Source organism: Paenibacillus naphthalenovorans (assembly GCF_001465255.1).
Lineage (GTDB): Bacteria > Bacillota > Bacilli > Paenibacillales > NBRC-103111 > Paenibacillus_G > Paenibacillus_G naphthalenovorans.
This window is the reverse complement of record NZ_CP013652.1, coordinates 644,313-668,565: the sequence shown is the minus strand read 5'-3', so window position 1 is coordinate 668,565 and position 24,253 is coordinate 644,313. Positions and strand designations below refer to the sequence as shown.

Here is a 24,253-nt window from a genome sequence, read left to right as displayed (position 1 = left end):
CATAAGAAATCTAGGCGTCTTTCCGGTAGCTGCGGTACACACTACGCAGCTGCTGAACAATCCGTGTCATCGAATACGATTTGAGCGCCTTCTCCAGCGCGACCCTCGACAGCTGATACCGGTACATCGGGTCGCCGGCCACTTTCTCCAGCGCCGCCGCGAGCGCAGCCACATCGTCTACGGGAACCAGAAGACCGTTGACGCCGTGCTCAATCTGCTCGGCGATTCCTCCGACCCGCGTCCCTACGAGGGCAAGACCGCAAAGCGCAGCCTCGGCGAACACCGACCCGAAAGCTTCTGCGCGGGAAGGCAGTACAAACACATCGAAAAACGGCATAAAATCTTCCGGGTGAAGCATATAGCCGTAAAAAATCGTATCGTCATAAATGCCCAGCTTTTGCGCCAGCGCCTCCAGCTCCGGACGAATCGGTCCGTCTCCGATCAAATGAAGCACGAACGGCAGCCCCTTGCGTTTCAGCTCCGCGCAAGCGTACAGCAGCGTATCCAGCCCTTTGGCCGGAACCAGGCGGCAGACGCTGATCAGCTGGGGCACCTGATTCTCATGATGTACCGGGCGAAACCTTTTCTCGTCGAATCCGTTGGGAATGACTCCGATTTTCTCGGGCTCCTGCACATAATCGGATAAATACTGCTTGAATGAGTTGGATACGGTGATCAGTTGGTCCGCCTTCTCCTCAAGCTCCCTGTAGAGCGAGGTAAGAAACTGGTATTCCGGGCCGTCTTCACTAATTTTTCCGTTTAGCTTCAATTCGCGTTCGTAGCTGGAATGGATCGTCATAATGAGCGGCGTATCCGGAAAAAGCCGTTTCATGACGAGACCGGCAATCGGATGATGGGCATGAATCAGATCGTAAGAAGATTTGATGCGAAGCTTTGTCCACCATATATAGTCCTTTATCGTCTGAATATATTTATCGACTACCGGATTTCCGGCGTACGGCTCCCAATCGAACGTAGAGAAATGAACCTCTTCGCCGCCTTTGCCTCGCACCCTCTTGGGCAAGGAAAACAGTTCCATTTCCCAGCCCCGTTTGTTGAAGCGCTCCAGCATGAAGGGAACCATGGAGGAAACCCCGCCCGGCTGCTCCGGGGGAAAAAACAAAGCTTGCAATATGCGCATTAGCAGACCTACCTCCGGTCTTCCCGTTGTTGTTGCGGCTGTCCCGCATATCTCTTCATCCTAATCCTATCAGGTATGGAAAAGGACTACAAGACTTCCCTGCTCGAATATATGTTTGGTATAATGGGTCATATGTAACCGTTTGATGATGGGGGCCTGCCACTTTTCATGGACAACTTCACGATATCGGATATGTTTTTCGGACCTGCGGGGCCGGTTTTCCTGCACTCCATGCTGATTGTAATTATAGGGATGACGATGTTCGTTTCGATCCGCCTTCTGATCACCCGCCGCAAAATCGGCTACCTCTCCATGGTCGTGGCACTTGGTATTTTTCTCCTGCAGTACGGCCAATTAGTTCACCAGACGTTATCGCACAATACGGGCGATGTGCAGACATTTACGGCGCTTGTGCTTAAAGTGCTCGCCTTTGTTATGATGAATATCGGAATGTATCAGCTGTATAACGTCACGCGCAAAAGAGATATTGTCGTTTTTTGCTTGTCCGGCGCTTTAAGCGTTGCGGCAGCACTAACCTATTGGTATGCTCCAATCTGGCTTCAGAGCAGCGAGGAACATCATGCGCTTCTGCGCCCGCTCGGCATGGAGCTGTATTTGTTTATTCTTATTTTTGTAAGCTTTATGCTGGTGAATCCGAGAATCGGACAAAACGGCAAATACCAGCTGATGCTAACCGTTTATTTCGTGATGCATACCGTACATATGGCCAATCTTTATCTCTTTAACGGAAGTCAGCGTGCGCTGGATCTGTTGGAACGAACCATCCCTTTTGCATTCCATATCGTACTGTTTCTGTTTATCTTCGAACGCGTCATCGAGCTGATGCAAGCCATTTATATATCGTCCATTACCGACGGACTGACCCGGCTGTATAACCGCAAATATTTTGAAAACCGGGTGAAGCAATACGTACAGCAACGTGTGCCGGTAGCCGTACTTTTCAGCGATATTGACAATTTCAAAAAATTAAACGATACGAAAGGCCATCAGATGGGGGATCTGGCATTAAAAAAGGTCGCCCAAATCGTGAAGGAGGAAACAGAGGATGCCGGCATTTGCGGGCGCTACGGCGGTGAGGAAATCGTCGTGCTGATCACGGATCCGGATACGAAGGCGGAAAGTCTGGCAGAGCGGATACGTTCAAGGGTCGAAGAGGAAACGAACGTTACCGTCAGTGTGGGCTACAGCTATTATTCCAAAGGGGTAACAGCGGAGGAACTGATCAAGCAGGCAGATGAAGCGATGTACCAAGCCAAAACGACCGGAAAAAACAAAGTCGTAGGCTTTTAGACTCAGCGAGCGCAGTGATGGCAGTCCGGAGACAGAGACAGAAAGCTTCCGACTGCCGTATTTTATGAACAAAGTCCGGATGCGGCTATGCTGCACTCCATGTCGGCAATCGGCATCCGTCCGGCGCAGGTTTACTCGATGTTAAACAACTCCTCCATCGGCTGTTCCAACAGCTCGCTGAGCTTCTTGGCGGTGGCGGGCCCGACAGGTTTGACCGAACGCTCCAGCAGGCTGATGTACGCATAGCTTAAGCCCGATAATTTTGCAAGCTCCCGCTGTGTCATCCCTTTGACAATCCGCGCTCTTACGATGGCGTTCGTTTTGGCTTTAATTTTCATTTTCAGCCCCCCAAACTTTCACAAACCTACTTTTTTATTATACCACTTACAATTATACCACTTTAATTTACTAATGCAACCAAATAAGTTCACTATTGTATATTTTTATGTCTTTTCTTCGACAAAAAAAGCGCCTGGAGAACAAGTGTTGTTCACCTTTGGCGCCTGCATTTGGCCTTGCCTCTTTTTCTAAGCTGATCTCCGGGTTCTTCTTTTTATAAAAAGCACGATCAGTGCCATCGCCGCCAGCCCTCCGAGAAAGCCTCCCAGATGGGCATAAATATCGATATCCGGAACAACGATGGAGTAGATAAATCCGACTCCGATAATCGTAAGCACGACTTGCTTCGTCTGGTGGTCGATGATATCTTTGCGGAACACGGCCAAATATAAATATGCGGCATAAATGCCATAAATCGCGCCCGATGCGCCGGCCGAGACAAAATAGTCTTGATGAAACCAGGCGCTGACGAGGTTCCCGGCCAAGCCGCACACCAGATAAAACAGCGCATACCTCCATTTTCCAAGCATTCGCTCCAGCGGCGGCGCAAACACGTATAAAGCAAAGCAATTAAAGAGCAAATGAGCGAATCCGATATGCAAAAACATCGCCGTAAAATACCGCCACGCTTCCGGTTCCAGATTCGGCAGGTCATATAATGCTCCGAATTGAATCAATGTAACGGTATCCTGGGATGAACCGAACCATTCCATCAGACCCACCAGAATGATATGAATACAGATCAAAACCGCAGTGACGGGGTACCACTTGATATATTGTTTTAAGCTCTCTGTCCGGCTGAACACCGTTATCCACACCCTCTCCCGCGATTTATTCTTCTATCTAATTGTAATGAAAAATGTACCGGAACAGCAAATCGATCTAAAAATTAGATAACGTCCGGATAGATCGGACCGGAGGTCTAGTCGTTGTGTTGTTGTTAACCATTTACTCCTGTTCCAAAAGATCTCTAGGAGATTCGGATTGGACAAAGCCTTCAGGTTTATGTTTGGCGGAATGGGCAACTGGCAGGGCAGCATGATAACGATCTACAGTGGTAAACTCAATCCGGATTATCATCAGCAGGTCATAAAATGAAAAAAAGGTTTGCAGCAGCCGGTAGACTCTACGGGGTTTCCTTATAGCATCCGTTGCTGAAACTGCTGCGCGTTCTTTTGAAGCGGCGGGCGAGTCCTCGACCGCTTCGTCTTTGTTTATCCACTCGTCCTCAATGCACTCGTTTCAAATACGACGAGATCTCCGGGGGTCAAATGAATTGGTCCGTAGATGGTTTAATGGGGGATGGTGCATGATCCGTACAGATCATCGGGGTGCTGAGAAATTCGATGGATTACAAGGAATTCCGACATCTGAGTCTCTTACCAAACTAAAACTTCGGGACCCGTAAGGGTCCCTTGGTCTTTTTTCACCGAAAACGTTCCTTAGGCAGGAATATCGCGTTGCAACCAAGATCGGGAGAACCCTTTGCCGCAGGCCAAACGGCCGGCCGCTGTAAAGCCGGTTCAGGATATCCCGACGAGATGTCAACCGGCCTTAGGCTGAAGCCGAATGCTCCTCTTCCAGATGGCAGTACTCACACTGGCACATGCCTGCATTGTAAAGGGTAAGATTATAGTAATGGAATCCGGATGAAAAAACGGTTTCACATTCGGAATATTTCAACGCATGGATCTCTTCGCATAAAATACAATAGTACATAATGCCCGACTCCTTTTTGACTTATACGACAATTATATACAATTTGTATCCAAAACTCTACAGAAAGTTACGAAATTTCGCAAAAAAACTTGAATATCATCCATCGGCCAATGATTCGTTGGTCCGACATTGTATTTGCTATTGTATACTGATATTATAATATTGTTAACCTTTGTTTACCCGTTCGTTTTTTATCCTTTTAATGAGAGGTTGCCTATGGATTTCTATGATCAGTTAAAAGATATGCGCAAAATGAAAGGGTTCACGATACGCGAGCTGGCGGACCGGTCCGGCGTCTCGGCGGCCTACATCTCCCAATTGGAGAACGGGAACCGCGGCGTTCCCTCACCCGACGTGCTGATGAAGCTGTCGGAAGGGCTGAATATCCCTTACACCGAGCTGATGCAGATCGCCGGCTACCTGGACAAATCATCCGTAGAGCATGAAAACCGCAACTATAAAAAGACCCACATTAACTTGCGGAGGTTTCTTCGCGAGAATGATCTTGTTTTTGACGGCATTGAGCTTACCCCTACGGATAAGGAATGGATTGAACGGATGCTTACCGTCCTCTTCTGGAAACAAAAAAAGCTGCAAGGCCAGGAACGGCACTCTCCGGAGCACGATTCGGAGGTTGGAACCACGTTTACATATGATCACGAAAAATAAATTCCGATGGCGATATTCGGCATCACATCCCCCTTTTGTTGACGAGGCTCGGGTACATCGATATAATTACAACCGTCGTGAAGTTCTCTAAGCTGATTCCCGGATAAGGATGTGCTGTCATTGAGATCCGTCTTTTTAGAATATTGCAGCAATAATCTGCGGCTGAAGAATACACAAACCTATGAACATATGGAAGATAACCATCCTCATCTTATCCAAAAAGTAAGAGGCTGTCTGGACCACTGCGAACGATGCAAGCTTAACCCGTTTGTCATTGTTAACCGCCCTAAGAAATGGTTCGGTTACGAATCGGAATATATGGAAGCCGCCAGTTCGGAACAACTGATCGAAAAGATCGAAAAGGAATTGAAGCATTAACGTAAAAAAATCCGGCACTTGAGGCTCATTTGAGCCTGGAGTGCCGGATTTTTTATTCCTTTCCGGTCCGATACGGAACAGGATCCGTTGCTTGCGCATCGGCAAAGCCTTTCAGCCGGAGACGGCAGCTGTCGCATACGCCGCAGGCCTCCTCCTGCCCGTTATAGCAAGAGGTCGTAAGCTGATACGGCACGCCAAGCCGCATCCCTTCCCGGATAATCTCCGCTTTGGTCCAATGGATCAGTGGCGTCTCAATCCGGATCGGCCCCCCTTCAACACCTACGCGGGTAGCAAGAGCCATGACCTCCTGCACCTTGCGGATAAACTCCGGACGGCAGTCTGGATAGCCGCTGTAATCTAGGGCATTGACACCGATATAGATCGCTTCTGCTCCGCTCACCTCGGCATAAGACGTGGCGATCGAAAGGAACAGCAGATTGCGCCCCGGTACATAAGTAATCGGAATCTCGGAGTCTACCGCGCCACTTTCCCCGGCCGGCGGCACCTCGATCGATTCATCGGTCAGCGCGCTGCCGCCGAATTCTTTAAGGAATCCGAGAGAAATCACCCGATGCCTGTCCGACACGCCGTAAAATTCGGCCACCTGCCGGGCGTTCTCAATTTCTCTTCTTTGACGCTGCCCGTAATCGAAGGTAATCGGATACAGTTCGTAACCGGCTTCTTGTGCAATTCCCATGCACGTTGTACTGTCCAAACCGCCGCTTAAAATGACGACTGCCTTTTTCATATGCAATACTATCCCTGCCTTTACTCTCGTATCGTTGGTTGGTCCTTTCAAACCGAAAAGCCCGGCCGCACTCATACGCCGCGCATCGCCGGGTCCCAAATGATTTTGTGCATCTGCATATTCAGCTTGACCTGGGACAACCCGTGTTCCAGCATGAGACGGACCAGCTTGTCAGGGGGCATCGTTTCCCATACAGGACTGAACAGCGGCAGCGCAGCCGTCGGGAACGTTTCGAGCACCGTTTTGGCCGCCAGAAAATCGCGGTCGCTGCCGATCACGAATTTCAGCTCGTCCTGGGGACGCAGCTTGGACAGGTTCGCTGTAATCATTTTGTCCTCTTCACCGGAATCGGGCAGCTTGTAATCCATAATATACCTTACAATCGGAGATTTGATCCTTTCCAGGTACGGGGTAAGGTCAATGGCTCCGTTGGTCTCGATATGCAGATCCGTATATCTCCCGGTGGCAGCCAGGGCTTCAATCAGAGCCGTCGATCTGTCCCCGTAGAGCAGCGGCTCGCCGCCCGTCAGACACACATGCTTTGATGAATAACGGCTTGCCTCCGCCACGATATCGCCTATGGTCATCACGAATTCCGCTTCCGCTGGCGGATAGCTGTATTTGGTATCACACCAGGTGCAGCGCAGGTTGCATCCGAACAAACGTATAAATACCGTCGGGAAGCCCGCTCGCGACCCTTCTCCCTCCACTGTCTCGAAAATTTCAACCATGGGCAGTTTAATCTCGTTTATGTCTACACGTTCGGCAGCTTGACTCAAGAGAGTTCATCTCCCATCAACCTAGCCGTCACCGAAGCGTAGCTGGTAGGTGTCTCCCATAAACGGACTTCCTCTACCCGCACCGCAGGGTACAGCCCTTCGCTTGCCAAAGCGTCCCGCAGCTGCTCATACATCCAGACGACCATGTTTTCGGCCGTGGTGTTCATCGGCGGCAGGACTTCATTCAAATAACGGTGATCCAGCCTGTCGAGGATGCGGGCTTTCGCAATTCGTTTGATGTCGGCAAAATCAATCGTAATGCCCCGCTCGTCCACCTTGCCCCGCATGATCACCTGGAGCTTATACGTATGCCCGTGGAGGCTTTTGCACTTGCCCTCATAACAATGCAGATGGTGCGCGCTGTCAAATGTGAATTCCTTCGATACGAGCACTTCTCTGTCATGATACTTGAGCTGGCTCTTCTGTATGTCTTCCCCTAACGTTTGCACTTTTTTGGGGATTTCGTATTCCATTGGTCATTCACCTCTTTACCCAAGGATAAACGCGATGCCGGCCCCTCGGGACGGAGCGTCAGTCAAGGTGATTCAGATACGGGTATAGAATCTTGGCGACAACCTTACTGAATCAACGAACTATTATATCACGCGGGGTAGACTTCTCACAATATGGCGAAGCTTGTATAATGAAGAATAGTTTGCAGACAAAGGAGAGAAACGCATCCTATGATGCAATTACCCGAAGCATTTATCGAACAAATGAAACGGCAGCTCGGCGACGGCGCGGAAGCGTTCCTCTTGAGCTATACTTTTCCCCGGGTCCTGGGATTGCGTTTGAACCCGGGCAAAATCAGCAGGAGTAACGGACTCGCCTTAGAGCCGCTGGTAAAGATGTTCGGTCTTGAATCGGTGCCCTGGTGCGACACCGGATTTTATTACCGGGAGGAAACAAAACCGGGAAAGCATCCTTACCATGCGGCCGGCGTGTATTACATACAAGAGCCTTCGGCCATGTCCGCCGTCGAGCTGCTGGATCCGCGTCCCGGTGAGATCGTATTGGATCTTGCCGCCGCTCCGGGAGGCAAGTCGACACAGATTGCCGGCAAGCTTGCGGGCCGGGGGCTCCTGATTTCGAATGAAATCCATCCTGCGCGGGCCAAAATCTTGTCGGAAAACATCGAACGGATGGGTGTGCCTAACGCCGTTGTGGTCAGCGCGGCGCCTCGGCAGCTGGCCGAACGGTTTCCCCGCTTTTTCGATAAAATCATGGTGGACGCCCCCTGCTCCGGCGAAGGCATGTTCCGGAAGGATCCGGACACGATCAAGGAATGGTCGCCTGAACATGTGGAGATGTGCGCGGCGCGGCAGAAGGACATCCTGGATGCCGCCGTCACGATGCTGAAGCCGGGCGGACGGCTGGCCTATTCCACCTGCACATTCAATGAGCTGGAGAATGAACGGACGGTCGAAGCGCTGCTGCAGCGGTACCCGAAGCTTCAGCTCGAGCGGATGGAGCGCATTTGGCCGCATCTTGAGGCCGGGGAAGGTCACTTTGTAGCCGTCCTGCAGCTCTCGGAAGCATCGGGGAGCCTAACGGCGGCAGCCTCCCAATCTCGCAAAAGGGCACAACGGGGCGGGCGAAAACAGCGTCCCGAAGAGGACGCCATGCGGCTGTTTAAAGACTTCGCCGCGGAGGCATTGAGCCCCGGCCGTTTCGAGCTTCCGCCGGGTGAACCGCTGCTCTTCGGCGGGCAGCTGTACTGGCTGCCGACCGTGATGGACTGCCCGTTTGACGGCGCATGGCTACAGGGCATGAAGGTGCTGCGACCGGGTCTGCATCTTGGGGAAGTGAAGAAGGGACGGCTTGAGCCTGCCCATGCCCTCGCTCTTGCCCTGCCCTCGGCTTTGACTGTCAGCCATGCGGCGGACTTCGCAGCGGACAGTTCGCAAGTACAGCGCTATCTTCAAGGAGAAGTCATCGAACGTCCCGCGGCAGGCAGCGGCTGGACCCTGGTTACCGTTGACGGTTACCCCCTCGGCTGGGGCAAGCAAACGGGGCACCAGCTTAAGAATCACTACCCCAAAGGGCTCAGGCGCTAAAGGCAAGCGATCGGCGTCTTGCCGGTAATATAATGAAGGCTGTCCCGCTGGATGAGCTCATCTTGCGGAACAGCCTTTCTCATTAATGCACGTGCTCCGTCTCGAACAATACTTCTTCGATCAGCCGGTTTTTGTGCATCATCGTCAGATTTATGGTATCATAGTCCTTCTCTTTATCCAGCTCTTCCATCAATAAGGTAGCGATCAGCTCGCGATCGTCCGTGCTTCCCGGCTCCCGGAAATCGATAAAGCCCGTAAGCTGCCGCTGACTGATATCCACCGTAGCCGTCCCGATCGGCAAGCCGCCGCGAGATTGCTGATAGATCTCATACGTAAGCACACCCCCGTCATCGCGTGCCAGGACAATCGTATACTCATTCCGCAAAGGGCTTGAATAAACGTCCGGATCATCGTCTGCATCGTCTTTCGGCAGCAGATCCTCATGCGTCAGTTCGATGGTTTCGATGAGTTCATCGAGGTGCTGCATATGAATGACAAAGCCGTCCACTTCATCCTCGTTAAAATCAAGAATGATCAAATCGGCGATGGTATTCAGCTCTTTTCCCGACGGCTCGAACAGCCAATCGACCGTTCCTGTCACGATACGGTCTTCTATGGTGAGGAAAACTTCAGCTACCAGATCGTCCTCATTGTCATAAATATGATACTCAATCGAATCGTCGTCCTCACCAACAACGACCATTTCATAATCGGCCATCGTATACTCTTCCCGTTCGTCCGGATTCTCATCCTCCAGGCGTGTACTGTAGTCCACCCAATCGGGACCGTATTCCGGCACCTCCTCCGCATCGGAACTGCGGTTTTGCGGCGATGGCGCGTCTTCTGTCGCAATGACGTGATCATAACTGCTGTAAGTGACCATTACTTCGCAATCACGTGCACGCAAAGCGTCCACAAGCGCCCAGACATAAGTGTGCACGTGATCGGATACCTCGTCTTTTTCGGTCTCGGACAACACTTCTTTCTCCAACTGGAGCGTGCCCGCGATTCGGTCGGATTCCCGGTAGACTAACGCCAGCGTTCCAACAAAACGATTTTTGTACAAAATGTCGCAAACCTCTCCGCCGGCCGTTTTCAAATCCGGTCTAAGCATGACATGATTCATTCGGGTCCCCTCCAAGCTGGCACAGTATGGTTACACGATTAGCATGTCCTCTCCCGGCCAAAATTTATGCGCCCCGGGTCATCCGCCCAAACCAATACGGTCATATGTCATATCCTATAGCAGACAGTTGCCCTATAAAAGATTTCAATGCGGCATTGGATGAAAACAATCACGTTAAGGAGGTATTTCCATGTCTCATTCTCACGGTTATTTCACATCGACGGGTGTCATTCTGGTTTTGTTTATTCTGCTGGTGGTCTTGCTTAGGGCAGGCATTTATTGATTTGCTGCGGTAATCCATGAAAGAGCATGCCGGCAAAAGAAGGCCGGAGCATTCTCCAAGCCTTCTTTTGCCGGCCGCGGCAGCTCATACATACGCTTATTGGCCCGCCAACTCCGGGCACACATGACGCATAAGCGCTTCTGCCACGCCTTCCTCATTATTTGAAAGTGCAACCTCATCCGCAGCCAGCTTGACCTCCTCCGGAGAATTGCCCATGGCTATGCCAAGCCCGGCAAAGCGGAGCATGTCGATATCGTTATAATAATTGCCCATGGCCAGAATAGAGGACGGTTCAATCCCCCACATCCCGGAAAGGTTGCTCAGCGCACGTCCCTTGGATACGGATTTGAGCATGACGTCGATAAAATGCGCTCCGCTCCGGATCGCTTGAAGCGAGGACGGCAGGTCGAATGAAGCCAATTGCCGTTCTACCCGATCCATCGCTTCCTGCGAACCGAACATCGTAAATTTCACGATAGGTACCGTCAAGGCAAGCACATCATCGACCCGTTCCGGAACCGCCATATATTTTTCGTACATCGCCGCTTCCGCTTCGCCTACGTGTTCCACATACATTTTCCATGAGGTGTTCAAGTCAAAATGCACATGCTCCGCGCGGCAGTATTGGACAAGCCCCGCAATATGCCCGATCGGAAAAGAAAATTCATGCAGCAGCCGGGAGCCCGGCGTCTCGACCGTAGCGGCCCCGTTATGCGCAATCAGCACCCCCTCAAATCCCATTTGCTCCATAATCGGAACCGAGCTTTCCGGCGCTCTCCCGGTACACAGCACGATACGGCTCCCCGCCTCATGAACCCGCCGGAGTGTGGATACCGTACGCTCTGTCAGCTCGTAATTGTCGTTCAACAGCGTTCCGTCCACATCAAGCGCAATTAATTGGTATTGCATTTCCTGCCCACTTCCTTCTCTAGCTCTTATGATATTCGCCATGCTCCTTTAAAGACAGCCGTTCTTTTTCCGTCAACTCCCGGTACTTCCCTGCAGGAAGATTCGGGTCAAGCTTCAGCGGTCCCATGGCGATCCGTTTGAGAAAAACGATGCGTTTTCCAACCGATTGGAACATGCGTTTTACCTGATGAAACTTCCCTTCCATAATGGTGAGCTCAATACGGGACAGCTCGGATTGCGCCGGGTTTCCCCTGTGCAGAATGACAAGCTCCGCCGGCATCGTGACGTACCCGTCATCCAACGTGACGCCGCGGGCAAACGCGGCCTTATCGCTTTCGTCTACGGCTCCCTCTACCTCGGCATAATACGTTTTGGGCACATGCTTGCGGGGAGACAGCAATTGATGAGCCAGCTTGCCGTCATTGGTCAGCAGCAGCAGCCCTTCCGTATCTTTATCCAGCCGTCCGACGGGAAACAAATCAAAATGGGCGTACCTACTATCGATCAGATCCAGAACAGTACGGTCCCGGGTGTCTTCCGTGGCCGAAACAACACCCTGCGGCTTGTTCAGCATCAGGTAAACGAATTCCCGGTACACGACCGGCTCTCCGTCCACATGGATTTCATCGCGCTCTGGATGCACCTGCTGCCCGCTGTCTTTGACCGTCCTGCCATTCACGCTGACGGCTCCGCGTTTTACCAGCTGTTTGATCTCGCTGCGCGTACCGAAGCCCGTATGAGCGAGAAGCTTGTCTAAACGAAGCGTTGCTTTCATCTCTATGTCCACCTCCAGCCGGGAGGATATTCGTTCTTGAGCAGGCCGTCCTGCCATTTGGCCCAGCCGGCGGGAAAACCGTCGATGCAGACGAGGCAGTAGCCCTTGGCCGGCACACCTTCTCCGGCCGTACGCAGCTCGTCGGGGGCGTGCATCAGCGTCTCGCCCTTCAAGTAGCGCACGGCCCGCGGATCGTCGGCCGTGAAGGTCACCGTACGCAGCGCCTCCTCCGCGCGCAGCCCCATCGCCAGCGCGTGCGACGGCACAAAGCGCTGGCCCGCAGCGCTGCCGAGGTACCAGCCGGGCCGGATGACCCGGACTCCGTCCAGCGGCGGCAGCCCCATTGGCGCGGCGTACACATGCTCGCCGCGGCACACAAGGCCCGCGGCGTCGTACGGCGCCGCCGCCAGCTGCTCCGCCGCAAAGCGCGCAAGCGCCTCGCGCGGGTCGGCCGCCGCGGCCTTCGCGGGCCGCTTGCCTTCCCGGCGTGGCGCCTTAGCGGCGGCCTGCGTCACGACGGGCCGCGCGCCCGCCTCCTCCGGCGCAGCCTGCCCGCGATGGCGCAGCACCGCGACAAAGTGGCCTTCGCCCGCAAGGCGATGGGGCCACAGCTTTGCCGTGCCGGCAACCTCGGCCGCGCGGCCGCCTTGTTCGCCCAGCCAGTCAGGACGTCCCGGCATCCAGCCGCTGCGTTCCGGAATCGGCTCCACCTCGAATAAAGGATGCGCTTCAAGAAACTCCGCGATGATCGCTTCATTCTCCTCCGGCGAGAACGTGCAGGTCGAATACACCAGCCGGCCGCCGGAACGCAGCATACGAGCCGCCTGCCGCAGCAAGATCCGCTGTATCGCAGCGTACTTCCCGGGCCAATCCGGACGCCAGGCTTTCGCCATGTCCTCTTCCTTGCGGAACATCCCCTCCCCCGAGCAGGGGGCATCGACCAGGATTTTATCGAAATATCCGGCGAAAGGCTCCACCAGCTTGTCCGGATTTTCATTGAGCACAACCGCGTTTCGAACTCCGCTGAGCTCGATATTTTTCACCAGCGCCTTGACCCGGTCCGGATGCACGTCATTGGCGACCAGCACGCCGGTCCCCTGCAGCTTCCCGGCGAGCTGGGTGGTTTTGCCCCCGGGCGCGGCGCACAAATCAAGCACCCGGTCGCCGGGACGTACGTCGAGCAGCTCCGCAGGCGCCATAGCGCTTGGCTCCTGGATGTAGTATAGTCCGGCATGGTAATGCGGATGCTTCCCCGGACGATCCTCTTCACGGTAATAGAACCCGGTTTCCGTCCAGGGCACCGGCTCCAGCCGGAAATTCGTCAGCTCCTGAAACCGGGACGGCTTGAGCTTCAATGAATTGACACGCAGCCCGTACAGCCGCTCCTTATGGTAGGAAGCCAGAAAATCCGCAGACTCCGCCCCCAGCAAACGTTCCATTTTATCCAAAAATGCTTCAGGCAGCATCAGCACCGTCATCAGTTCTCAACTCGCTTTAATTGTTCTACAGGCATTAGTCCAATTGTACTTATTATCGTCCGGCTCCGCAACGAGCGGGTCCCCGCATCCGCTTCAACCGCTCATGTCATCCGCAAGTTCGAAATTCCTTCATTTTTAGGGTACAATCGTAGAAGGAAACGAAAGAGTAAGTAACGAATATTTTGAAAGAACGTTACACCACTAAGAAGAAAAGAGGAGCACTATGAAAAAGCTTGGCATTTATTTATCCATCATCGTCGTTCTCTTCGGCGCGCTTTATGTTGTAAATCAGCAGGCCAATCAAGCCAAATACGGCAAGTATGCCGATAATGTATACGGCATTGACCCGAGCAAGCTTCATCCCGAAACGCTGAAGCTGCTTGACGATCCTAACTACCAGAACATTATTTTACCTGACGCACTGGACAAGAAAATCGCCGCACAGGAAGATTTTTTCCTCTACTATTTTGCATCCACCTGCTCCCACTGCAAAGCGACGACTCCGGTGCTGATGCCTGTCGCCAAAGAACTGAACGTGGATGTCAAACAATTTAACCTGGAGGAATACCGTGACGCCCGGCAGCGGTATAATATTCAATTCACGCCTACTTTCGTATATTATAAAGACGGCAAAGAAGTAGAACGTCTGGAAGGCGAACAAACCGCCGATACGTTCCGCAGCTTTATCGCCAAACATAAACAATAGCCCTTCACATAGAAGCAGAGGAGCCGCTGTCCTCTGCTTTTTTCAGCCCGTTGTCCCTATGATCCCGGGGCCTTCACGGCGCATCCTCTTCATGAGCCTCCGGCGGATGCAGGCGAAGCTCTTCCACCAGCGCTTCCAACTGCGGATCCGTGACCCGAATATCCAAATCGTAAAAAGCAAACGGTTCTTCCTCCAAACGAAGAAGCTTCGCCAGATACGTTTTGCTGTCCTCGCGAAGCTGGTGCAGATCGATCCCGAGACGATCGCCCGGATATCCCTCCAGCTTTTCTATCGCAGCGGTAAACAGCTTTATCGCCCCGTTCACATTCCCGTTCCTATAATGGTAAAGGCCTACCGCTACCTGCAGCAGGCCTTGATAAAGAGGATTTCGGCCTTCTTCCAGCCACAATTCCTCCATCACCTCGTGACATTCGAAGTAATCCCTTGCTTCATTAAAATAGTATACAAACTGTACATACAGAGGATCATAGGTATTCAAAGGGCAACCCTCCCCCATTTTATCCGGAGCCGGTTTACGGCGTAGAACCTTTTTTGGCCCGGATGATGGCATCTTCGATTTCGCTGGAAAGACGCTTCAAATGCCAGACGTCATCCGTATCCCAAAGCTCGTTGAAGCGCAGCTGAAACTGCGCCGCCTCGCGAACCCGGTGGTAAAAATACAGCTCCTGGATGCCGTTTAGAACCCGGTTGACGATGTTCGATTTATCCTCGAACAGCTTCTGAGCTTCCATAATTTCCTCGCGGATGTTGCTCATTTCCTGGTCGAGCAGAAACGCCGCTTCCGCCGCCTTGCTGAGCCGGTTCAGCACCTTCTCCGGCAGGCTTTCCCGATATTTATAGTTCAACGAATGCTCAATCGTAGCCCAAAAATTCATCGCCAGCGTGCGGAGCTGGATTTCGGCCAATACCCGCTTCATGCCGAGCGCCGTTTGTACCGGGTATTCTACGATCATATGGTAGCTGCGGTAGCCGCTTGGCTTTTTATTGAGAATGTAATCCTTCTCGTAGATCAGCTTCATATCCTCGCGTTTGCGGATCAGTTCGGCCAGCCGTTCAATGTCCTCGACGAATTGGCACATGATCCGGATCCCGGCAATATCCTCGATACCTGTCTCCAGCTTTTCCATAGGCACATTGAGCCGCTTGGATTTTTCCAGAATGCTCGAAATCCGTTTGACCCGGCCCGTGACGAATTCAACCGGAGAATATTCCTCCCAGATTTTCAGTTCTGCGCGCATGGTTTTGAACTTTACTTTCAATTCCTCAACCGCTTGTTCATAGGGCATAAGGAATTTTTTCCAATCGCGTCCGTCCAATCGCTACTCCTCCATTCTCCTAGCCTCGATGCTCTGAACCGATCGCTTCGGAAATATGCTTGAAACCGTCCTTTCGAAGTAAAGCCCGAAGTCCCTCGTTAATGCGTCCGATAAGAGCAGGACCTTCATAGATCAATCCCGTATAGACTTCAACCAGACTGGCCCCGGCCCGTATTTTTTCATAGGCGTCTTCCGCGGAGAAAATCCCCCCCGAACCGATAATCGGAAGCTGCCCGCCTGTTGCTTTGTAAACAGCGCGAATGAGCTGCGTGGATCGCTTAGTGAGCGGACGGCCGCTCAATCCCCCGGCCTCGCTGCGGTGCGCACTCTGCAGCCCGTCGCGGGAGATGGTCGTGTTCGAGACGATGATGCCGGAAATATTGCTCCGCAAGATCGTATCCACCATATATTCCACTTCTTGCGGCTGCAGGTCCGGAGCGATTTTCACCAGCACGGGCTTTTCCCTTCCGCCAAAGCGCGCATGCTGCTTGCGTACCTCGTCCTTTACGGCAGCAAGCAGCCTGGACAAGTCGTCTCCATGCTGAAGATTGCGCAAATCCGGCGTATTCGGAGAGCTGATATTCACAACGAAAAAGTCGCCGTAACCATACAGCGCCTGGATGCATGCACGGTAATCTTCCTCCGCCTGCTCGTTTGGCGTCGATTTATTTTTGCCGATATTAATCGCCAGCGGGATCGTTCGCTTCCCCTGATTCCGCAAATTACGCTTCATTCCTTCAATGCCTACATTATTAAAGCCCATTCGGTTGATCAGCGCAGCGTCCTCCGGCAGTCTGAACAAGCGGGGCAGCTCATTGCCCGCCTGGGGCTTGGGCGTTACCGTTCCAACCTCCATAAACCCGAAGCCGATGTTTGAAAATGCGGGGACCGCCTTCGCATTCTTATCCAGTCCCGCTGCTAATCCGACAGGATTGGCAAACGTAATTCCCCAAAGCTGCATCTCCAGCTCAGGAGCCGGCCGAACCCCCCATACCCAACGGAGCAGCATTCGCCCCCCTGGCAGCTTACCGACCGTATGCATTCCGTCAATGATAACATGATGCGCTTTTTCCGGGTCCATCCCAAATAGAACCGGTTTGGCGATTTTTTTGTAAAGCATACTTCTGTCCTCTCCCCGCACGTTCTCTCGTCTTTTACTCTCTTTTGACAGTGTATCGTTTTGCGGGACAAAAATAAAGAGGACAAGCTGCAAAATCCCCCTGCCAATCCGGCTGCATTATGTTAATATTATGTTTAAACTCACTCTTTCGGAAGGGCCGATTGTCATGCCAAAGAAAAAAAACTCCTCCTATTTGCAGCGCAAAGCGAAGGAGCAGCCGAACAAAAAGCTGATCATCTGGATCAGCTCCATATTTGCAGCGATTGTCATCATCATGGCCGTACTCCTCATCCTCGGCAGCTAGCCATCCTCCAGGGAAGCCCGAAGCCTCTGTCCGGCCAAGCCGACCTTTCAGTTCAGCCATCGGTACACTTTCCCCGGGTTCGTTTCCCCGGTCTGCAGCGGCAGCCTGAACGGGCTCCCGCTGCGTGATTCTTCCGCCGGCAGCAGCCCTCTGCCGATCGTTACCGGTGTACCGAGCGGCGTCATGTCGAACAGTTCTTCCACATCCTCCTTGCGCATCCGGATACAGCCCAGGGACTCGTCCTTGCCGATGCTCGACGGCCGGTTCGTTCCGTGAATGGCGTAAAGGGTATCCGAAAGCGTCATGCCCCGGCTGCCGAACTCGCCGTTCGACTTCCCGTTCGGGTTGCGGACCTTTTCCGTGATCGCAAAGGTCCCTTCGGGCGTGCGGTCGCCTCCCAGCCCGACGGCGTAGCTGCGCACGATCAGATTGCCGCTGACTAGAGCCAAACGGTGGGCGGACTTGTCGACCACAATCCGCAGCGGCTCCTTCATCGGCTTCGTCAAGCCTTCCGCGCCCGGCATGGCCTCTGACGCTTTTGGCGACCCGTTTTGCTTTACCCATTCGGCCGTTTCGGCAGCGATTTCATCCTTCTGCCGGTCGAACAGCCCCTGCATGTCCGCGGTAACGCCGGGCAGCACATTACCGGGATAAGACGCGGTTAATTCCGTCAACTGCTCCGGTGCCCGGCCATTCGCTTTGGTATAATACGCTATGGCTGATTTCAGCACGAGCTCCTGCTCCTGTTTGGACATCCATGCGGCTACGATCTGCTCCGCCTTGCCAGGATCGGCCGGCTGACAGCCGCAGCTCTCGGCATCATGGTAATTGATTTGCTGCTGCGAAGCATCCTGCTTCGCTTCGACGGAAAGCAGCACCTCCGGCTTTCTCAGCCAGCTGATCCACGAGGTTTGTCCCATCGGAATCCCCCTGGCCAAAATCGCGAAGCTGCTGATTCTCTCCTCCAGCAGCATGCTCTGTAAAGCGGCTCCGATCCTTTCCTGGGTCTTCCCTCCGGTAATATAATAGACTTTTGTCTCCTGCAGCTGTGCGGGGGTTACGCCTTCCGGGAGCGGCACTTCCTTCTCCGTTACGTATACAGGCAATGAAGGAGCGCCTGGCGCGAATAATACCGCAGCCGCCAACATCAGGAGCGCCAAGCCTAATCGGAGACGGCCCATACGGCGGCGGCGCTTGCGGGTCGAGCCCCAACCCCGGATCTGCTCCAATGCTTCGGGGGGCAGATTGACCTTCTGATTCTCATAAGCCTCGTATATTTCGCCTGCCTGGGCGTAACAATACAGCGCCTTGCCTTGTTTGCCCTGCGCTTCGTATTCGCGTCCAAGCAAGTACCACGCCATCTTATTGTTCGGATGCTCTTTGACATATGTTTTTAAATACTGCGGGTCCTGCTTAAAAAAGAGTTGAAGCTGATCTTTTGGATCCTTCGATTTCAAGAGCATTCCCCTCTTTCCGCCTCGTCCACTAAATTATCGGCGTTTGCCGTGCGGTTTTTGAGAGTATGGGGAACAAAAACGCCTTCCGCAGGCCGAACGATCGGCCGGGAAGGCGAATTTCATTGAAAGTCGGAAGATAGCCCTCTTCCCGGCTTTGAACGTTTAACGCGCAGTGTCGATGGTCTTATGACGGAGGATGGCCGTACGGGAAGCGTTATCCCATTGGACGTCCAGGCCGATTGCTTCTGCAACGAAACGTATAGGAACGAACATGCGGTCCTGCTTGATATAAGGCGCCGCATCCGTTTCCGAGCTCCATTCCCTGCCTTTTGCCGTCCGCTTTAATCCATTCCTGTCCATGCCCATTTCAATGATTGTACCGTCCTTGCTGAGCCGTACGGTGCGGGTCCCGGCGTCGAACGTCACTTCATAGCCAAGCGCTTCCGCCAGGGTGCGGACCGGTACCATCGTGCGGCCGTTTGTCAAATCCGGATGGACTTCGAATGGAATCCATTGATCGTCTACTACGACCTTGACGTTGTTGTCCTTGGGCAAATCCGCCGGAAGGCTGTACAAACGAATTTGACGCAGCTTGTTGTTATAGGCATCCGCCACCAGAATGCTGCCGTCAGCTTGTACGGCTACACCGGTAGGCCTATGCATCCGCGCGTGTCCTTCAATGCCGTCCAGCTCGCCCGTGGTGCTGCCGGGTACGCCTGCAAGCGTAGTAACCCGGCCGTTCCATAAATAACGAACCGCGTGGTTTTGACTGTCCGCAATAATCAGCCCGCCTTCCCTTGTCCGTGCCAGGCCGAGCGGGAAGTTGAATCTGGCATGGCCCGCTTCTCCGTCCGCATAATCCCCCGGAGCATACAAGTCTTTGGTCGCGGAGGCGGTCCCTCCTCCGGCTACGGTGGTTACCGTACCCGCCTGCAAATCGATATAGCGAATGCGTTGATTGCCCGAGTCGCTGACATATAAATTGCCTTTGTCGTCCATCACGAGCCCGCCCGGCTCGTTAAATTTCGCCTGTTTCAAGTCGCCGTCGGCGTAATCGCCGGCCGGTGAAGCCTGGCCCGGAGACACTTCCACGGCCCGGGCTGAAGGGGCATTCAGCGTCTTTACCTCACCGGACGGAGTAATGCGGCGGATGACATGATTGAGCGTATCCGCTACATACAGCGTTCCGTCAGGCGCGGCAACCACATCCGTCGGGCGGTAGAAGGAGGCGTCTTTTCCCCTGCCGTCCTTTAATCCGATCAAACCGTTTCCGGCTACGGTAGAGACTCTGCCGGAAGCGTCGATTTTCCGGATCGCGTGATTTCCCGCATCAGCTACATAGACATTGCCTCCGGCATCTACGGCCATTCCGTGCGGCTCCTGGAATAGAGCCATGTCGCCAGGTCCGTCCAAAAGACCTCCGACCGGGAACCCTTTACCGTCCATTTCATACAGGATGCCCGCGTAGGTGCCAACCCGTCCTTGAGCCAGCATGCGAATCATATGATTCCTTGAATCCGAAATCAGTACCGTGCTGTCCGGCAGCACGGCAAGCCGGGACGGAATACGAAACGTCGCATTCTTCTCCGCCCCGTTCATGCTGCCCATATCCCCGGAGCCCGCCTGACTGGTGACATTGACCATGATCTGCTGCTCCGGGCCCCGGAGACTATCCGTTTCCCAAGAGGCGGCTAAGGCGCCCTGACCGCCGATCATGACGGAAGCCAGGACGGCTAAAGCGGCCCGTAGTACAGCTTTATTCATTGGTTTCTCCTTCCGTACGCACAAACCTTTACCTCGTTATAACCGTGATCGATTGCGGGCTTGTCAGCTCGTAAACGGTCCTGCCTTCTTTATCGACGACCTTCACGTATACCAGCTCGACATTCGCCGTATTGGCGGCCGAATCCAACACTTGCAGCGGAATGCGCGCCAACAGTCCGGATCCGTTCAACCGGATGTGATCCACAGGCTGATCTGGACCGGTTTCATATTGCGATGCTGCGTATATCAGCTCATTTTGCGTTTCTCCCTTGTGCTGGGTCAATGTCTCTGCAGCTTGCCGGTCCTTGAATACAGCACTGGCCGCATTCGTAAATTTCGCTGTTTGCCTATAGTTCAATTCGCTCTGATTGTAGACGAGGTGAGCCTCCACGGCGTAGAACGGCTCCTTGTCCGTAAAATGCCGCATTTCCAGATCAAGATGAATAAAGCCGTTTACAGGCGATCCATGCTGCTTGACCGTTACGGCCGGCTTAACAGGACCCGGCACTTGTATGGCAGGTTCTCCGCCGCCGGATGGACCGCCGCCAGCTGGCGGTGCCGGGGTATTGGAATTCATCAGCTCCCCGAGCTTGAGCCGATTCTCCAAGAACTTCCGGCGTTCCGAATCGGACAATTGATTCATCAAGGCTTCCGAGGCTCTCTGATTGGCAGCGTCCTCCGTCTTTCGGTTCTCCTCCGCCAACCTGTTCCTTTCGCCTGCCAGCTCCGCCAAATAAGGCCCCAGCTTCCGCATAGCCTGCTCCATCCGGAGCCGTTCCAGTCTTGCAGGGCTTGCTTCCGTATTCCTGTTGACCTGCTTCAGCCTTTCAATGGCCGGGTCCAGCCCTGCCGTCCTGTCGACTGCCGGGGGCTGCGTCAAGTCGATTCTCTTGCCCGGATCCGTAATCCGGGCATTCACTTCATCTACCTTTCGCGGATCCAGCTTGTTTGCTCTCACGGCCTCTTGAACCAGTTCCGTCACGAGAGCGTCGAAGTTGCGCAAGACGTTGTCCAATTCATCCTGCGTAAGGTACCTCAGAATCGACCGGTCGTCCGGCTGCCGGATGCCTTGATTGAATTGTTCCTGCATCCGGTTTTTTATTCCTTCATTCTCCGCCTGAATCTCCGGTATGGCGGTCAGGAATGCTTCCAGCACTCGCGGCGATGCAGACTCGACGATGGCTTTGGGTTCCGCATAATATACCAGAATCCTTAAATCCTCGGCCTGCGCCCGCAAATCCATGTCGATTTGCTGCGCCGGGTATACGGCAGCAGATCCCGACGGATGGCCTTCCGAACCGGTGGAAAGCGTAGACGTCGCCTCTACGATACCCGCCGCCACGTACATGGTCGTTCTGCCGGTAACCGGATCGACAAGCGTCATATATTGCGTCCCCCGAACACCCATGACGGCCGTAGGCGTCTCCACCTCGAACTCATCCTCCGGGCTCACCAGCGATTTCACCTTTGCCCATAACGAACCGGCCCATGCTTTCACTTTGGACTTTTTGCCGCCGTTCTCCTCCAGCAAATCCGCGATATACACTTCCGCGTTCGAACCGATCGTCAGTTCATCCTCACGGTCAACGATGCGTATGACGACGGAAGAAGAAGACCCTGTCGATATGGCGTCGCCTCGGTTCAGGCTCAAATTCACATAGGCGCGGTGCGACTTTGAACCCCCGGATTTGGTGTAAGTCACATTCCCTTTGACCTCAACCACTACTGCAGCGCGCACGCTTTTAGCCTGAACGGGCGGGGCTGGTACGAATGACAGCATAGAGAAGAGCAGGGCGAACATCATCACCCACATGAACGCTGCTGCCCGTTTTTTCCTTTTCAACCGATTTGCTTTCTCCACCTGAAAACCCCTTTCTTTAACGCAGAAGCAGGAATCCCGTCCTTCCCGGAAGCCGGAGCCCCTTTGACGCCCGCCACCTCGAACAGCTTCAAGGGAACGCTTTTGCCTTTCATCCGCTTTTCCCCGGCATAGCGGTATTCGAAGTATGCTTTGGTCAGCTCATACGTCGCTTCGGATACGAGAATCTGGTTTGGCTCCGTATGGGATTCGATTCGTGCCGCCGTGTTGACGTGATCTCCGATCGCCGTATAATCCACGCGGAGGTAGGAACCGATGTTGCCGACAACGGCTTCGCCGGTGTTAATCCCTATGCCGACACTGAGGGTTACGCCGTATTTCCCACATATTTCTGCCCTGACCTTCTCCATTCCTTTTTGAATTTCATAGGCCGTTTTGACCGCGTAATAAGGATGGTCAGGTACGTCGAGCGGCGCATTGTACAAGATCATCGCGGCATCGCCGATGAATTTGTCAATTGTGCCATGATTGTGCAGCGCCCGTTCGGTGATCAGGTTAAACAACCTATTGAGACAATCGACCACTTCCTCCGGCTTCAGCTTCTCTGAAAGCGGAGTGAATCCGCGCACATCCAGGAACAGGATCGAAAGCTCCTTGCTGATGCCCCCCAGCTGAATTTCCCGCTTGCTGTCGGCGATGGATTTGACCAGGTCGGGTGAAAGGTAGCGGCCGAATTGCCTGGTGATATAATTTTTTTGTCTGGTCTCAAAATAAGCTTTCATGGCCAGATTGCCCAGATAGGTTATCACGCCGCATACGGCTGCAGCCATAACATCCAAATATTGCGAGCTGAAGGCAAACAGCGCGAACTGGCCGCCGAACAGCATAAGAATGACGCCTGACGCCGCGATGATGCCCGCATTAGCCTTCAGTCTCCAGGTGCTGAAGCCGAGCAGCAGCATGGTAAGTAAAGCCAGCGCCATCCCAAATGCCTTATGCACCGGGGTAATCACTTGGCCCGTTAAAATCTGATTCAGTATATTGGCATGCGCGTAAACCATATGCATGTGCTTCTCTACGGGCGTAATCCCTTGATCGGACCCGGGGGCGGTGTAGCCCACAAGCACCAGACGGTCGCGGAACGTCTCGGCAGGCACCGTTCCATTCCATGCGTCAATGAAAGAAACGGTTTCGAAATCGTTCTCCTTGCCATCCCAACGGATCAGCATTTCGGATTGGGGACGTTTGTCTATCAAGGGCAAATCCAGAAACCGGCTTACATCCAACCCGGCCAACTGCGCCATAGCAAGGCTCAGCGTCGGGTATACTCCCCGCGGAGTATCAATTTGCATCCAATGGGAGCGGACTACCCCATCGCTGTCCAGCGTCATGTTGATATGTGTTCTGTATACCGAACGGCTGAATATCGGAATCGGATCCGTCACAGACCGGGCCTTGATCAGCTCGCCCGCTTTGACCGTGGTCGTTCGCTGAAACTCTCCTTCCACATGGGCATGAGAGGGGATAAGGATATTGCGGTGTTTGGCAAGCTCTTCGGCCAGCGCCTTGTCGCTCTCCGGGTTATTGCTGTCCGTATACAGCTCGATATCGAAAGCGATGACTTTCGCTCCCGCTTCCTCCAGGCGGGAAATCAGTTCCGCATAAATCCTTCGATCCCAGGGGTATGGACCGGCTTCCTTGATCGACCGCTCATCTATCCCGATGACGAGAATGTCTTCATGCGGTGCTTGCAACATGGTTTGCCTGATATTAAAATCATATAATGAATTGGACAGCACCTGTAACGGGCCGGTCGCCAGAAGCAGTACGCACAGCAGTGCGATGAAACCATTGCCTATAAGGGTAACCCCGGCTTCGCTCATTCCTTTTTTCATAGATTACCCCCTACGCCAACTCGCAAATTACCAATTTTTATATTACCATATAATCCTATACATCCGGCGAAAAAAATGTAGAAAAACAGAAAAAAGGCCTGTTCCCCGCATCAGGAACAAGCCTTGTTATAATTCTGAA

General features: G+C 53.4%; 24 protein-coding genes. 7 read left to right on the top strand and 17 right to left on the bottom strand.

What is annotated here, in order from left to right; genetic code table 11:
• Window positions 1-10: 10 nt before the first annotated feature.
• The gene (locus IJ22_RS03250; protein ID WP_062407190.1) at window positions 11-1,141 is read right to left on the bottom strand and encodes a glycosyltransferase family 4 protein; all 1,131 of its coding nucleotides are present in this window, start codon (window positions 1,139-1,141) and stop codon (window positions 11-13) included.
• 168 nt (window positions 1,142-1,309) lie between these two features.
• Between IJ22_RS03250 and IJ22_RS03245 the strand changes: the two genes are divergently transcribed.
• Window positions 1,310-2,452 carry a GGDEF domain-containing protein gene (locus tag IJ22_RS03245; RefSeq protein WP_137669947.1) on the top strand — a complete coding sequence of 381 codons (1,143 nt, stop codon included), beginning with the start codon at window positions 1,310-1,312 and terminating at the stop codon, window positions 2,450-2,452.
• Window positions 2,453-2,583: 131 nt separating this feature from the next.
• On the opposite strand, the gene IJ22_RS03240 is transcribed toward IJ22_RS03245, so the two are convergent.
• Together IJ22_RS03240 and IJ22_RS03235 are read right to left on the bottom strand one after the other, a co-directional pair.
• Window positions 2,584-2,790, bottom strand: coding sequence for a helix-turn-helix domain-containing protein (locus IJ22_RS03240; RefSeq protein ID WP_054820134.1), 207 nt, complete (start codon window positions 2,788-2,790; stop codon window positions 2,584-2,586).
• A 189-nt stretch (window positions 2,791-2,979) separates the two neighbouring features.
• The gene (locus tag IJ22_RS03235) at window positions 2,980-3,597 is read right to left on the bottom strand and encodes a rhomboid family intramembrane serine protease (protein ID WP_062407187.1); all 618 of its coding nucleotides are present in this window, start codon (window positions 3,595-3,597) and stop codon (window positions 2,980-2,982) included.
• Window positions 3,598-4,726: 1,129 nt separating this feature from the next.
• Between IJ22_RS03235 and IJ22_RS03230 the strand changes: the two genes are divergently transcribed.
• Both IJ22_RS03230 and IJ22_RS03225 read left to right on the top strand, forming a co-directional pair.
• Window positions 4,727-5,179, top strand: coding sequence for a helix-turn-helix domain-containing protein (locus IJ22_RS03230; protein ID WP_062407185.1), 453 nt, complete (start codon window positions 4,727-4,729; stop codon window positions 5,177-5,179).
• 120 nt (window positions 5,180-5,299) lie between these two features.
• Window positions 5,300-5,557, top strand: a complete 258-nt coding sequence (locus IJ22_RS03225) for a DUF1450 domain-containing protein (protein WP_054820137.1) — start codon at window positions 5,300-5,302, stop codon at window positions 5,555-5,557.
• A gap of 52 nt (window positions 5,558-5,609) precedes the next feature.
• Here the strand turns inward: IJ22_RS03225 and queC are convergent, their stop codons facing one another.
• The 3 genes from queC to queD all read right to left on the bottom strand — a co-directional run bounded on the left by queC (window position 5,610) and on the right by queD (window position 7,557).
• On the bottom strand, window positions 5,610-6,305 hold the full coding sequence (gene queC, locus IJ22_RS03220; RefSeq protein ID WP_062410839.1) for a 7-cyano-7-deazaguanine synthase QueC: 696 nt from the start codon (window positions 6,303-6,305) through the stop codon (window positions 5,610-5,612).
• 71 nt (window positions 6,306-6,376) lie between these two features.
• The gene (locus tag IJ22_RS03215) at window positions 6,377-7,036 is read right to left on the bottom strand and encodes a 7-carboxy-7-deazaguanine synthase QueE (protein ID WP_082660972.1); all 660 of its coding nucleotides are present in this window, start codon (window positions 7,034-7,036) and stop codon (window positions 6,377-6,379) included.
• Window positions 7,037-7,080: 44 nt separating this feature from the next.
• Window positions 7,081-7,557: a 6-carboxytetrahydropterin synthase QueD gene (queD, locus tag IJ22_RS03210; RefSeq protein WP_062407184.1), complete on the bottom strand. Its 477-nt coding sequence runs from the start codon at window positions 7,555-7,557 to the stop codon at window positions 7,081-7,083.
• Between the two features lie 210 nt (window positions 7,558-7,767).
• Between queD and IJ22_RS03205 the strand changes: the two genes are divergently transcribed.
• Window positions 7,768-9,141, top strand: coding sequence for an RsmB/NOP family class I SAM-dependent RNA methyltransferase (locus tag IJ22_RS03205; RefSeq protein WP_062407181.1), 1,374 nt, complete (start codon window positions 7,768-7,770; stop codon window positions 9,139-9,141).
• Window positions 9,142-9,223: 82 nt separating this feature from the next.
• Here IJ22_RS03205 and IJ22_RS03200 read toward each other — a convergent pair whose 3' ends face one another.
• Window positions 9,224-10,267, bottom strand: a complete 1,044-nt coding sequence (locus IJ22_RS03200) for a hypothetical protein (protein WP_062407179.1) — start codon at window positions 10,265-10,267, stop codon at window positions 9,224-9,226.
• Between the two features lie 190 nt (window positions 10,268-10,457).
• Between IJ22_RS03200 and IJ22_RS25565 the strand changes: the two genes are divergently transcribed.
• Complete coding sequence (locus IJ22_RS25565; protein WP_082660651.1) at window positions 10,458-10,550, top strand: sporulation protein YjcZ; 93 nt, start codon at window positions 10,458-10,460, stop codon at window positions 10,548-10,550.
• 96 nt (window positions 10,551-10,646) lie between these two features.
• Here IJ22_RS25565 and IJ22_RS03195 read toward each other — a convergent pair whose 3' ends face one another.
• The 3 genes from IJ22_RS03195 to IJ22_RS03185 are packed head-to-tail and all read right to left on the bottom strand — an operon-like array spanning window position 10,647 to window position 13,712.
• Window positions 10,647-11,459: a Cof-type HAD-IIB family hydrolase gene (locus IJ22_RS03195; RefSeq protein ID WP_054820140.1), complete on the bottom strand. Its 813-nt coding sequence runs from the start codon at window positions 11,457-11,459 to the stop codon at window positions 10,647-10,649.
• A gap of 19 nt (window positions 11,460-11,478) precedes the next feature.
• A complete protein-coding gene (locus IJ22_RS03190) occupies window positions 11,479-12,234 on the bottom strand; it encodes a pseudouridine synthase (protein ID WP_062407177.1) in 756 nt (251 codons plus the stop codon).
• Between the two features lie 2 nt (window positions 12,235-12,236).
• Window positions 12,237-13,712 (bottom strand): RsmB/NOP family class I SAM-dependent RNA methyltransferase, encoded by a 1,476-nt coding sequence (locus tag IJ22_RS03185; RefSeq protein ID WP_062407175.1) that lies wholly within the window; start codon window positions 13,710-13,712, stop codon window positions 12,237-12,239.
• Window positions 13,713-13,935: 223 nt separating this feature from the next.
• Between IJ22_RS03185 and IJ22_RS03180 the strand changes: the two genes are divergently transcribed.
• Window positions 13,936-14,418 carry a thioredoxin family protein gene (locus IJ22_RS03180; RefSeq protein WP_062407173.1) on the top strand — a complete coding sequence of 161 codons (483 nt, stop codon included), beginning with the start codon at window positions 13,936-13,938 and terminating at the stop codon, window positions 14,416-14,418.
• Between the two features lie 73 nt (window positions 14,419-14,491).
• On the opposite strand, the gene IJ22_RS03175 is transcribed toward IJ22_RS03180, so the two are convergent.
• The 3 genes from IJ22_RS03175 to IJ22_RS03165 are packed head-to-tail and all read right to left on the bottom strand — an operon-like array spanning window position 14,492 to window position 16,875.
• Complete coding sequence (locus tag IJ22_RS03175; RefSeq protein ID WP_235594243.1) at window positions 14,492-14,917, bottom strand: DUF309 domain-containing protein; 426 nt, start codon at window positions 14,915-14,917, stop codon at window positions 14,492-14,494.
• A 34-nt stretch (window positions 14,918-14,951) separates the two neighbouring features.
• A complete protein-coding gene (yjbM, locus tag IJ22_RS03170; RefSeq protein ID WP_062407171.1) occupies window positions 14,952-15,755 on the bottom strand; it encodes a GTP diphosphokinase in 804 nt (267 codons plus the stop codon).
• A 19-nt stretch (window positions 15,756-15,774) separates the two neighbouring features.
• Window positions 15,775-16,875 (bottom strand): quinone-dependent dihydroorotate dehydrogenase, encoded by a 1,101-nt coding sequence (locus tag IJ22_RS03165; protein WP_062407170.1) that lies wholly within the window; start codon window positions 16,873-16,875, stop codon window positions 15,775-15,777.
• A 166-nt stretch (window positions 16,876-17,041) separates the two neighbouring features.
• Here IJ22_RS03165 and IJ22_RS26495 point away from each other — a divergent pair, with 166 nt between their 5' ends.
• Window positions 17,042-17,179, top strand: coding sequence for a hypothetical protein (locus IJ22_RS26495; RefSeq protein WP_171005842.1), 138 nt, complete (start codon window positions 17,042-17,044; stop codon window positions 17,177-17,179).
• A gap of 47 nt (window positions 17,180-17,226) precedes the next feature.
• Here the strand turns inward: IJ22_RS26495 and IJ22_RS03160 are convergent, their stop codons facing one another.
• The 4 genes from IJ22_RS03160 to IJ22_RS03145 all read right to left on the bottom strand — a co-directional run bounded on the left by IJ22_RS03160 (window position 17,227) and on the right by IJ22_RS03145 (window position 24,114).
• The gene (locus tag IJ22_RS03160) at window positions 17,227-18,642 is read right to left on the bottom strand and encodes a L,D-transpeptidase family protein (protein WP_235594242.1); all 1,416 of its coding nucleotides are present in this window, start codon (window positions 18,640-18,642) and stop codon (window positions 17,227-17,229) included.
• 156 nt (window positions 18,643-18,798) lie between these two features.
• Window positions 18,799-20,400, bottom strand: a complete 1,602-nt coding sequence (locus IJ22_RS03155) for a stalk domain-containing protein (RefSeq protein ID WP_062407168.1) — start codon at window positions 20,398-20,400, stop codon at window positions 18,799-18,801.
• Between the two features lie 28 nt (window positions 20,401-20,428).
• The gene (locus tag IJ22_RS03150) at window positions 20,429-22,261 is read right to left on the bottom strand and encodes a FecR family protein (RefSeq protein WP_145862491.1); all 1,833 of its coding nucleotides are present in this window, start codon (window positions 22,259-22,261) and stop codon (window positions 20,429-20,431) included.
• A complete protein-coding gene (locus IJ22_RS03145; protein ID WP_082660650.1) occupies window positions 22,240-24,114 on the bottom strand; it encodes a CHASE2 domain-containing protein in 1,875 nt (624 codons plus the stop codon). Before IJ22_RS03145 ends, IJ22_RS03150 begins: the two co-directional genes overlap by 22 nt.
• Between the last annotated feature and the right edge of the window lie 139 nt (window positions 24,115-24,253).